Here is a 9,062-nt window from a genome sequence, read left to right on the forward strand (position 1 = left end):
TGTGGCGCTCTGATCCTAGGACGAACGGGGCGGCGGCGATCCGACAGGGGCCGGCGACTTTCCGCCGCCGGTGGGTTCACAGGGTGGCCAGCACCTCGGCCAGCTGGTCGGCGCACTGGCCCCAGCCCGCATGGAAGCCCATCTGCTCGTGCTGGGCTTTGGCTTCGGCGGTCCAGTGGCGGGCGCGGGCGGTGTATTTCGTCCTGCCGCCCCCAAGGGGCTCGAAGGTGAGCTCGGCCACCATGAAAGGCTGGCCGGTGGGAACCCAGCCGGGACCGAAGGCGTCGGTGGTTACCAGCCGGCGGTTGGGCACGACCTCCAGGACCACGCCGGGGTTGGAGTATTCGGTCCCGTCCTCGGACATCATCAGGGTGTTGAAGACGCCGCCGGGCTTCAGGTCGATCTCTACCTTGGGCGTGGTGAAGGGGCGGGGCGCGAACCACCGCGGCAGGATCGCCGGGTCGGTCCAGGCCTTGAAGACCTTCTCCGGCGGAGCGTCGAAGATGCGTTCGAGGACGAGGTCGTGTTGGGCGTCGGCGGTCATCTGGGGTCTCCCATCGGTGGGCTTGTCGATCTGTCCCTAGGCCGCGCCGGGGCCGTCCTGCTGGAGGCGGTCTAGGTGGAGGCGGATGTGGGCGGCCTCGGCGGGGGTGTTGGCGAGCGCGATGGCGCGGCCGAAGGCCTCGCGGGCCTCGTCCCTGCGGTCGAGCTGCAGCAGGAAGGCGCCCTTGACCCCGAAGAAGTGGAAATAGCCCGCCAACCGCTCGGCCAGGGGCGCAATCATGTCGAGGGCGGCCTGGGCGCCGGCGACCCTGGACACCGCCACGGCGCGGTTGAGCGTGATGACCGGAGAAGGGGTGAGTATCTCCAGGTGGGCGTAGAGCCGGTCGATCTGGGGCCAGTCGGTCTGCGAGGGCGTGGCGGCGCGGGCGTGCAGGGCGGCGATGGCGGCCTGGATCTGGTAGGGACCGGGGCGGCGATGGCGCATGGCCTTGTCGATCAGGGCCAGGCCCTCGGCGATCATGCCGGGGTTCCAGAGGGACCTGTCCTGATCCTCCATCAGGATGATCTCGCCCTCCGCGTCGTAGCGGGCGGCCGAGCGGGCGTGCTGGATCAGCAGCAGGGCGGTCAGGCCCATGACCTCCGGCTCGGCCTGGAACAGGCGCAGCAGCAGGCGGGCCAGCCGGATGGCCTCCTCGCAGAGCGGACTGCGGGCGGCCACCTCGCCGGGGCCGGCGGAATAGCCCTCGTTGAACACCAGGTAGACCATGGCCGCCACGCCCGCGAGACGCTCGGAGCGCTCCACGGCGCCGGGCGCCTCGAAGGGGACGTCGGCGCGGGCGATGCGGCCCTTGGCCCGGGTGATCCGCTGCTCCATGGCGCTCTCGCTTACCAGGAAGGCCCGGGCGATCTGCCTGACCGACAGGCCCGAGACGATGCGCAGGGCCAGGGCGATCTGCTGGGTGGGCGGCAGGTCGGGGTGGCAGCAGATGAACAGCAGCCTCAGGATGTCGTCGCGGTAGTGGGCGCCGTCCAGGCGCTCGGCCAGCGGGCTCTCCACGTCGTCGAGGTCGGAGATCTGGTCCTCGGCGGGCAGGGGGGCCTGGCGGCTCTGGCGGCGGACCTGGTCGATGGCGGCGTTGCGGCCCACCATGATCAGCCAGGCGGCCGGATCGCGGGGCGGGCCGTTCTCCGGCCAGGCCTTCAGCGCCCGCAGACAGGCGTTCTGGAAGGCCTCCTCGGCGGTGTCGAGATCGCGGAAATAGCGCAGCAGGGCGCCGACGGCCTGGGGCCGGGCGGCCGTCATGGCCTGCTCGATCCAGGCCAGGTCGCTCATGAGGCGCCGATCCCCGGCACGCCCGGCAGGAACAGCCGCAGGGGCCGCACCTCATAGCCGCCGCCCGAGGCCGGATTGGCCTTGGTGAGCTGGCGCGCGGTGTCCAGGGCCTCCTCCAGGTCCTTGCAGTCGACGATGTAGAAGCCCAGCAGCTGCTCCTTGGTCTCCACGAAGGGACCGTCGAGGACCAGGCCCTCCTCGCGGCGCAGGGAGGTGGCCGCCGTGGTGGGCATCAGGCGGATGGCGGGACCGAAGCGGCCTTCGTCCATCAGCTTCTGGTGGACCTTGTCCAGGCTCGCCATGACGGCGTCGTCCTCCGCCTGGGTCCAGCCGGTGACGATCTCTTCGGTGTTGTAGCAAAGGATGGCGTAGAGCATCGGAGCGTCCCTGATCGAGGCTAGGACGAACGAGTATGCCCGGGGCCGACAGCGGTTCGAGGAAAAAGCGCGGCCCCTAGTCCCAGGCTCTGCAATCCGGGCGGCGGCGGCAAGCGGGGCGAAATCGAATTCGCGAGGAGGGGACGCGAAAGCCACACCTGGAGTTGCGCGGGCGCCAATTGCGCGAACGCGGGTTGCCGAGCCCTCCGGCGTCTGACGTACTGTCTCCTCCAGTCACCCAACCCGGAGAGCCCCGTGCGCCAAAGCATCATGACCATCGAGAAAGGAACCCCCTATCGACAGGACATGACGCTGCATGCGAACGCTCAACCTCGGGATCCTGGCGCACGTCGACGCCGGAAAGACTAGCCTCACCGAACGCCTGCTCTACGCCGCCGGGGCCATCGCCCAGATGGGCAGCGTGGACGGCGGCGACACCCAGACCGACTCCCTGGCCCAGGAACGCCGCCGGGGCATCACCATCAAGTCCGCCGTGGCGTCCTTCGCCATCGGCGACGTCACGGTCAATCTGATCGACACGCCCGGCCACCCCGACTTCATCGCCGAGGTGGAGCGGGTGCTGAGCGTGCTGGACGGCGCGGTCCTGGTGGTCTCGGCGGTGGAGGGGGTGCAGGCCCAGACCCGGGTGCTGATGCGCGCCCTGCAGCGCCTGGCCATCCCCACCCTGATCTTCGTCAACAAGATCGACCGCCGGGGCGCTCAGGACGCAGTCCTGCTGCGCGCCATGGCCGAGCGGCTGACCCGGGCGATCGTCCCGATGGGCGCGGTCCAGGGGCTGGGCGAACGGCAGGCGGCGGTCACCCCGTTCGGCCCCGAGGATCCGGCCTTCATCGGCCTGCTGGGGGAGCGGCTGGCCGACCACAACGCCGCGATCCTGGCGGCCTATGTGGAGGGCGGGGCGCTGTCCTATCGCGGTTTGCGCAAGGCGCTGGCGGTCCAGACGGGGCGGGCTCAGCTGCATCCGGCGTTCTTCGGCTCGGCCATCACGGGGGCGGGGACCGAGGCCCTGATGGCGGGGATCGCCGAGCTGCTGCCCGCCGCCCGCGGGACGCCCGAGGGACCGGTCTCCGGCGCGGTGTTCAAGGTCGAGCGCGGACCGGCGGGAGAGAAGATCGCCTTCGTCCGCATGTTCTCCGGGACGCTGCGGACGCGGGACCGGGTGACCTTCGGCCGGGGCGGGGAGGGCAAGGTCACCGCGCTCAGTGTCTTCGAGCGCGGCGGCGCGGTTCGGGCCGAGGCCCTGGCCGCCGGGCGGATCGGCAAGGTCTGGGGCCTGGCCGACGTGCGGATCGGCGACGTCATCGGCGAGCCGCGGGCCGGGGCGGCGGTTCGTCACTTCCCGGCGCCGACCCTGGAGACCCTGGTGCGGCCCCTGCGGGCCGCCGACAAGGGGTCGATGCTGGCGGCGCTCGCCCAGCTGGCCGAACAGGACCCGCTGATCGGCCTGCGGCAGGACGATGTGCGCCAGGAGGTCTTCGTCTCCCTCTATGGCGAGGTGCAGAAGGAGGTGATCGCCGAGACCCTGGCGGGAGAGTTCGGGGTGCAGGTGGTCTTCGAGGCCACGACGACCCTGTGCATCGAGCGGGTGGCGGGCGTCGGGTCGGCCGCCGAGATCCTGCGGCAGAAGCCCAATCCCTTCCTGGCCACGGTGGGCTTGCGGATCGAGCCCGGACCGTTGCATTGCGGCGTGGTGTTCGCGCTGGAGGTGGAGTTGGGGTCCATTCCGCTGGCCTTCCACAAGGCGGTGGAGGAGACGGTGCATCGGACCCTGGCCCAGGGGCTGTATGGCTGGCCGGTGACCGACTGCGTGGTGACCATGACCCACTCCGGCTACCAGCCGCGCCAGAGCCACTCCCACGCCACCTTCGACAAGAGCATGTCGAGCACGGCCGGCGACTTCCGCAACCTGACCCCGCTGGTGCTGATGGCGGCCCTGAAGCAGGCCGGATCGGTGGTGTGCGAGCCCATGCAGCGCTTCGAGCTGGAGATCCCCGCCGACACCCTGGGGACCCTGCTGCCGCTGCTGGCGCGGCTGGAGGCGGCGCCGCGGCCGCCGCTCATGCAGGGGGCGGCCTGCCGGCTGGAAGGGGACATCCCGGCGGCGCGGGTCCACGAGCTGCAACAGCGGCTGCCCGGCCTGACCCGTGGGGAGGGGGTGCTGGAGTCGGAGACCGACCACTACCGGCCGGTGCGCGGCGCGCCTCCGACCCGGCGGCGCACCGACCTCGATCCCCTGGACCGGCGGATGTACCTGCTGCGCCTGTCCCGGCCGGACCTGGCGTGGATCGGGGAACCCTAGCGACAAACTCGGATGCGCGCTCCGCGCCCCAGCAAGACACCGTCATCCCGGGCGACCGCAGGGAGACCCGGGACCCAGGGGGATTGAATGCGGCCCCTGGGTCCCGGCTCTCCGCTGCGCTGCGGCCGGGATGACGTGGGAGGCTTGGTGCGCCAGCACGACCTCTGGCCCTGCCTGGCGCCTGCGGGGGGCTTCCTTTCCACGCGGGGCATGTGTCTATGTGGGCGACAACAGGAATTTGGGGATCGGGTATGGCGGACTTCGACGTGGTGATCGTGGGCGCGGGCCTGTCGGGGATCGGCGCGGCCTATCACCTGCAGACCAACTGCCCGGACCGCACCTATGCGATCCTGGAGGGCCGCGAGGCGATCGGCGGCACCTGGGACCTGTTCCGCTATCCGGGCATCCGCTCCGACAGCGACATGTACACCCTGGGCTACGCCTTCAAGCCGTGGACGCAGGCCAAGGCCATCGCCGACGGGCCCTCGATCCTGACCTATATTCGCGAGACCGCCAGCGACCATCGCATCGACCAGCACATCCGCTTCGGGACCCAGGTGAAGAGCGCCGCCTGGTCGACCGAGGACGCCTGCTGGACGGTGCAGGTGGAGACCAACGGCAAGGCCGGCACGGTCAGCGCCAACTTCCTGTTCCTGTGCGGCGGCTATTACAGCTATGCGGGCGGCTATACTCCGGAGTTCCCGGGGGTCGAGCGGTTCAAGGGCGAGCTGGTCCATCCCCAGACGTGGCCGGAAGGCCTCGACCACACCGGCAAGAAGGTGGTGGTGATCGGCTCGGGCGCCACGGCGGTGACCCTGGTGCCGGAGATGGCCAAGACCGCGGCCCACGTCACCATGCTGCAGCGCTCGCCGACCTATGTCGTGGCCGCGCCTGGGGAGGATAAGGCCGCCAACTGGCTGCGCACCAAGCTGCCGGCCAAGCTGGCCTACGCCATCACCCGCTGGCGCAAGGTGCTGTTGGGGATGGTCTTCTACAACTACGCCCGCAAGCAGCCGGCCAAGGTGAAGGCCGGGATCGTCGGCATGGTCCGCAAGGAGCTGGGCCCCGACTACGATGTCGAGACCCACTTCACCCCCAGCTACAATCCCTGGGACCAGCGCATCTGCCTCGTGCCCGACGCCGACCTGTTCGCCGCGATCAGGAGCGGGGCGGCCGAGGTGGTCACCGACCATATCGAGACCTTCACCGAGACGGGGATCAAGCTGACGTCCGGCAAGGTGCTGGAGGCCGACATCGTGGTCTCGGCCACGGGCCTGGTGCTGCAGGCCATGAACGGGCTGAAACTCAGCGTCGACGGCCGCCCGGTCGATCCGGGCAAGACGCTGTCCTACAAGGGCATGATGTACGAGGGCGTGCCGAACCTGGCCTCGGCCTTCGGCTACACCAACGCCTCCTGGACGCTGAAGTGCGACCTGACCTGCGAGTATGTCTGCCGCCTGCTGAACCACATGACCAAGACGGGGAACCGCCAGGTCACGCCGCGCAACACCGACCCCACCATTGGCCAGGTTCCGTGGCTCGACTTCTCCTCGGGCTATGTCCAGCGGGCCATGGCCAGCTTCCCCAAACAGGGGACCAAGGCCCCCTGGAAGCTGCACCAGAACTACGCCCTGGACCTGCTGAACCTGCGTTTCACCAAGATCGAGGACGGGGTGCTGGAGTTCTCCAACAAGGCCGGAAGCAAGGCGCGAAGGTTGGAAGCGGCGTAACTCCGCCCCAAGCTGTCATCCCGGTTTCCGTGGCACGCGGAAGACCGGGACCCATAGACACCGATCCATCCGGCACGCCCCGCGCGTCTGGGTCCTGGACAACGCTTCGCGTTTCCGGGATGACACCCTGGGCTATAGCTCCAGCCGCAATAGCAGCATCGGCTCGCCGTCCTCGACGAACTCGCGCACAGGCTTGAAGCCCACAGCTTTCGAACAGGCCAGCGCCGCCGTGTTGGCCAGGTCGTGGGCGATATAGGCGGTGGTCTGCGCGAAGTGGGGCAGGGCGAGGCCGCGCACATAGGCGTCCAGCATGGCGCGGCCCAGCCCACGGTCGAGGAAGGTCGGCTCGCCGATGTGGAGGTCCAGGCTGATGCCGTCCGTCTGGCCGTCAGCGGCGTCCGGCCAGTCGCGGTTGCGATAGGCCTGCAGGTAGCCGAAGGGGACGTCGTCATCGCAGGCGACGTGGCAGACCAGCGGCTGCTCGCCCCGGACCCGCGGGCCGTATTTGGCGGTGACCTCGTCGAGGCTCATCGGCGTCTTCTGGACGAAGCGCCGGAGGTGGGGCTCCGCCAGCCAGCGGGTCAGCATCCGGAAGTCGGCGGCCGCCAGCGGTCGGAAGGCGATCATGGTTTCAACCGCGCTTCCAACTCATTCATCGTGCTCAGGAAACTCGCCTCCAGATCGACCCCGTAGAGCCGCGCCAGGGTCATCACGCTCCACAGGCAGTCGGCCAGTTCGTGAGCGAGCTTGGTCTTCGCGTCGGGGATGGCGCGCACCCCCTCGGCGGCCTGGACCAGCTTGGCGAGGTCACCGACGTCGCCCATGAAACCCAGGGCGATTTCCTCGCGGCTCCAGGGGCGGCCGTAGCGCTGGGTCTCCAGCTCGGCATAGAGCCGGCGGATCGCCCAGGCGCGGTCGTCGAGGTCCTTGAAGTCGGCCATTTCACCCCCCGGTCGTTTACAGTCGCCCAACGGCCGCCCTAAGGTCGGCCCGCTGGAACGGTTTGAGCAAGCTCCCTCCGGCGCCCTTCCCAAGAAAGCGATGGAGATAGACCCATGATCACGGGCGGCTGCCTGTGTGGCGCGGTGCGCTACGAGATTGACGCCAGACCCCTCGGGGGCGGCCTGTGCCACTGCCGCGACTGCCAGTACCGGTCGGGGGGCGGACCCTCGGCGACGATCGCCCTTCCGCGCGCCGCCTTCCGGCTGACCCGAGGCGCCCTGCGAGAATCCCGGACCCTGGCCGACAGCGGGATCCTGGTCGGACGCTCGTTCTGCGAGGCCTGCGGCACGGGCATCTCGGCCTTCAATCCTAGGGTCGCGGACCTGATCCCGATTAGCGCCGGCAGCCTGGACGACCCTGACCGATTTTCGCCCCACGCTCACGTCTGGCTCCGCTCGGCGCCAGCCTGGCATGCGGTGGACAGGACGCTCCCGTGCTTCGAGGCAGATGCGGGCTGAGGCGCGAAGCTTGATGAGTTCGCGGTCAGGCCGTCGCCAGCAGGGGCACGCCGGCGGCGTTGGCGGCTTCGATCAGGGCCGCGTCTCGGGTCGCCAGGGGCAGGTTGAGGCGCAGGGCCAGTTCCAGATAGGCGGCGTCGTAGGCGGTCAGGCGGTGCGCCTCGGCCAGGGGCGCCGTGGCGCCCCACACCTGGCCCGCCGTCTCGTCGTCGATGACGATTGGCAGGTCCTGCAGGAAGCCGGCGAGCCTGCGGCGCGCCTGGGCGCTGACGCGGCCGCGCCGCTCGGCGTTCAGCAGGCCATTGAGCGCCTCCAGCGGCCAGAGCTGCGGCGCCACGGCCCCGTCCTCGGCGACGCGGTCCAGCAGCGCCATGACCCCGTCGGTCTGCTCATCCTCGAAGCACCAGGCCAGGGCCACGGAGTTGTCGATGACGAAGGTCATCGGCGGCCCTCGCTGATCAGATCCTTGAGGCTCAGGCCGTCCAGGGTCTGACCTTTGCTGGCGTGGCGAAGGCCCGCGGCGGCGGCGCGGGCCTTGGCGCGGCTGAAGCCGGACTCCATGGGCGCCAGCCGGGCGACCGGCTTGCCCCGGCGAGTGATGATCACCTCGCCGCCGGCCTCCACCTCGTCGAGCAGGGCGGAGAGCCCGTTCTTGGCCTCGAAGACACCGACCGTGTGCATCGCCCACTCCTAGCTAGATTGTTAGCTAGCTAACATAGGCGGCCCTTGTCCCTGCGTCGAGGGACATCGCCGTTGCTCCCATCTATGACACCGGTTACCTTGTGGTCGCCAGGAGGCGGAGCCGGCCGTCGTTCTCGTCCATTCCGCCCGGCGACTGGCGGCCTAGAAGCGACCTTCCAAGGACCTGATCATGTTCGAGAAAACCTATCACGCCACCCACCCGGACATGATGAAGGGCGCCGGCAATGACGAGCTGCGGGACCGCTACCTGGTGCAGGACCTGTTCAGCCCCGACACGGTGAGCCTGAACTACAGCCACAATGAGCGCTTCGTGATCGGCGGGGCGGCCCCGGTTTCCAGGCCTGTGAAGCTGCCGGTCCAGAGCGAACCGGCCTCGGCGGCGGGCCATCCGTTCCTGGAGCGGCGCGAGCTGGGCGTGGTGAACGTGGGCGGGGCAGGCCGGATCACCGTCGACGGCCAGGCCTTCGACATGGCGCCCCGCGACGGGCTCTACGTCCCGATGGGGGTGGCGGATGTGACCTTCGAGAGCGTGGATCCGGCAAGCCCGGCGAAGTTCTACCTGGCCTCGACGCCCGCCCATAAGGTCTGCAAGCTGCAGCACATCGCCATCAGCCAGGCCAACCCCCTGGAGCGCGG

The 9,062-nt window shown here is 69.7% G+C and carries 11 protein-coding genes; 4 read left to right on the forward strand and 7 right to left on the reverse strand.

All coding sequences use genetic code 11. The features are described from left to right. Nucleotides 1–76: 76 nt before the first annotated feature. The 3 genes from Q7T09_RS16440 to Q7T09_RS16450 are packed head-to-tail and all read right to left on the reverse strand — an operon-like array spanning nucleotide 77 to nucleotide 2,214. Nucleotides 77–544, reverse strand: coding sequence for an SRPBCC family protein (locus Q7T09_RS16440; protein WP_304701161.1), 468 nt, complete (start codon nucleotides 542–544; stop codon nucleotides 77–79). Nucleotides 545–580: 36 nt separating this feature from the next. Next, the gene (locus Q7T09_RS16445) at nucleotides 581–1,837 is read right to left on the reverse strand and encodes an RNA polymerase sigma factor (RefSeq protein ID WP_304701162.1); all 1,257 of its coding nucleotides are present in this window, start codon (nucleotides 1,835–1,837) and stop codon (nucleotides 581–583) included. Next, entirely contained in the window at nucleotides 1,834–2,214 is a 381-nt protein-coding gene (locus Q7T09_RS16450; RefSeq protein ID WP_304701163.1) for a YciI family protein, read from the reverse strand. The genes Q7T09_RS16445 and Q7T09_RS16450 overlap by 4 nt, the downstream gene beginning before the upstream one ends. 316 nt (nucleotides 2,215–2,530) lie before the next feature. Here Q7T09_RS16450 and Q7T09_RS16455 point away from each other — a divergent pair, with 316 nt between their 5' ends. Both Q7T09_RS16455 and Q7T09_RS16460 read left to right on the forward strand, forming a co-directional pair. Next, a complete protein-coding gene (locus Q7T09_RS16455; RefSeq protein WP_304701164.1) occupies nucleotides 2,531–4,534 on the forward strand; it encodes a translation factor GTPase family protein in 2,004 nt (667 codons plus the stop codon). Nucleotides 4,535–4,785: 251 nt separating this feature from the next. Continuing rightward, nucleotides 4,786–6,264, forward strand: a complete 1,479-nt coding sequence (locus Q7T09_RS16460; protein ID WP_304701165.1) for an NAD(P)/FAD-dependent oxidoreductase — start codon at nucleotides 4,786–4,788, stop codon at nucleotides 6,262–6,264. A 132-nt stretch (nucleotides 6,265–6,396) separates the two neighbouring features. Here the strand turns inward: Q7T09_RS16460 and Q7T09_RS16465 are convergent, their stop codons facing one another. After that, nucleotides 6,397–6,891, reverse strand: a complete 495-nt coding sequence (locus Q7T09_RS16465) for a GNAT family N-acetyltransferase (RefSeq protein ID WP_304701166.1) — start codon at nucleotides 6,889–6,891, stop codon at nucleotides 6,397–6,399. Next, a complete protein-coding gene (locus Q7T09_RS16470; protein ID WP_304701167.1) occupies nucleotides 6,888–7,205 on the reverse strand; it encodes a MazG nucleotide pyrophosphohydrolase domain-containing protein in 318 nt (105 codons plus the stop codon). Before Q7T09_RS16470 ends, Q7T09_RS16465 begins: the two co-directional genes overlap by 4 nt. 114 nt (nucleotides 7,206–7,319) lie before the next feature. Here Q7T09_RS16470 and Q7T09_RS20505 point away from each other — a divergent pair, with 114 nt between their 5' ends. After that, entirely contained in the window at nucleotides 7,320–7,724 is a 405-nt protein-coding gene (locus tag Q7T09_RS20505; protein WP_370689271.1) for a GFA family protein, read from the forward strand. A gap of 25 nt (nucleotides 7,725–7,749) precedes the next feature. Here the strand turns inward: Q7T09_RS20505 and Q7T09_RS16475 are convergent, their stop codons facing one another. After that, nucleotides 7,750–8,166, reverse strand: coding sequence for a type II toxin-antitoxin system VapC family toxin (locus tag Q7T09_RS16475; RefSeq protein WP_304701168.1), 417 nt, complete (start codon nucleotides 8,164–8,166; stop codon nucleotides 7,750–7,752). Then, complete coding sequence (locus Q7T09_RS16480) at nucleotides 8,163–8,405, reverse strand: type II toxin-antitoxin system Phd/YefM family antitoxin (RefSeq protein WP_304701170.1); 243 nt, start codon at nucleotides 8,403–8,405, stop codon at nucleotides 8,163–8,165. The genes Q7T09_RS16475 and Q7T09_RS16480 overlap by 4 nt, the downstream gene beginning before the upstream one ends. Before the next feature lie 190 nt (nucleotides 8,406–8,595). Between Q7T09_RS16480 and Q7T09_RS16485 the strand changes: the two genes are divergently transcribed. After that, a partial coding sequence (locus Q7T09_RS16485) for a 5-deoxy-glucuronate isomerase (protein ID WP_304701171.1) occupies nucleotides 8,596–9,062 on the forward strand: 467 nt, incomplete at its 3' end.

This window comes from Phenylobacterium sp., assembly GCF_030645195.1.
Classification (GTDB): Bacteria; Pseudomonadota; Alphaproteobacteria; order Caulobacterales; family Caulobacteraceae; genus Phenylobacterium.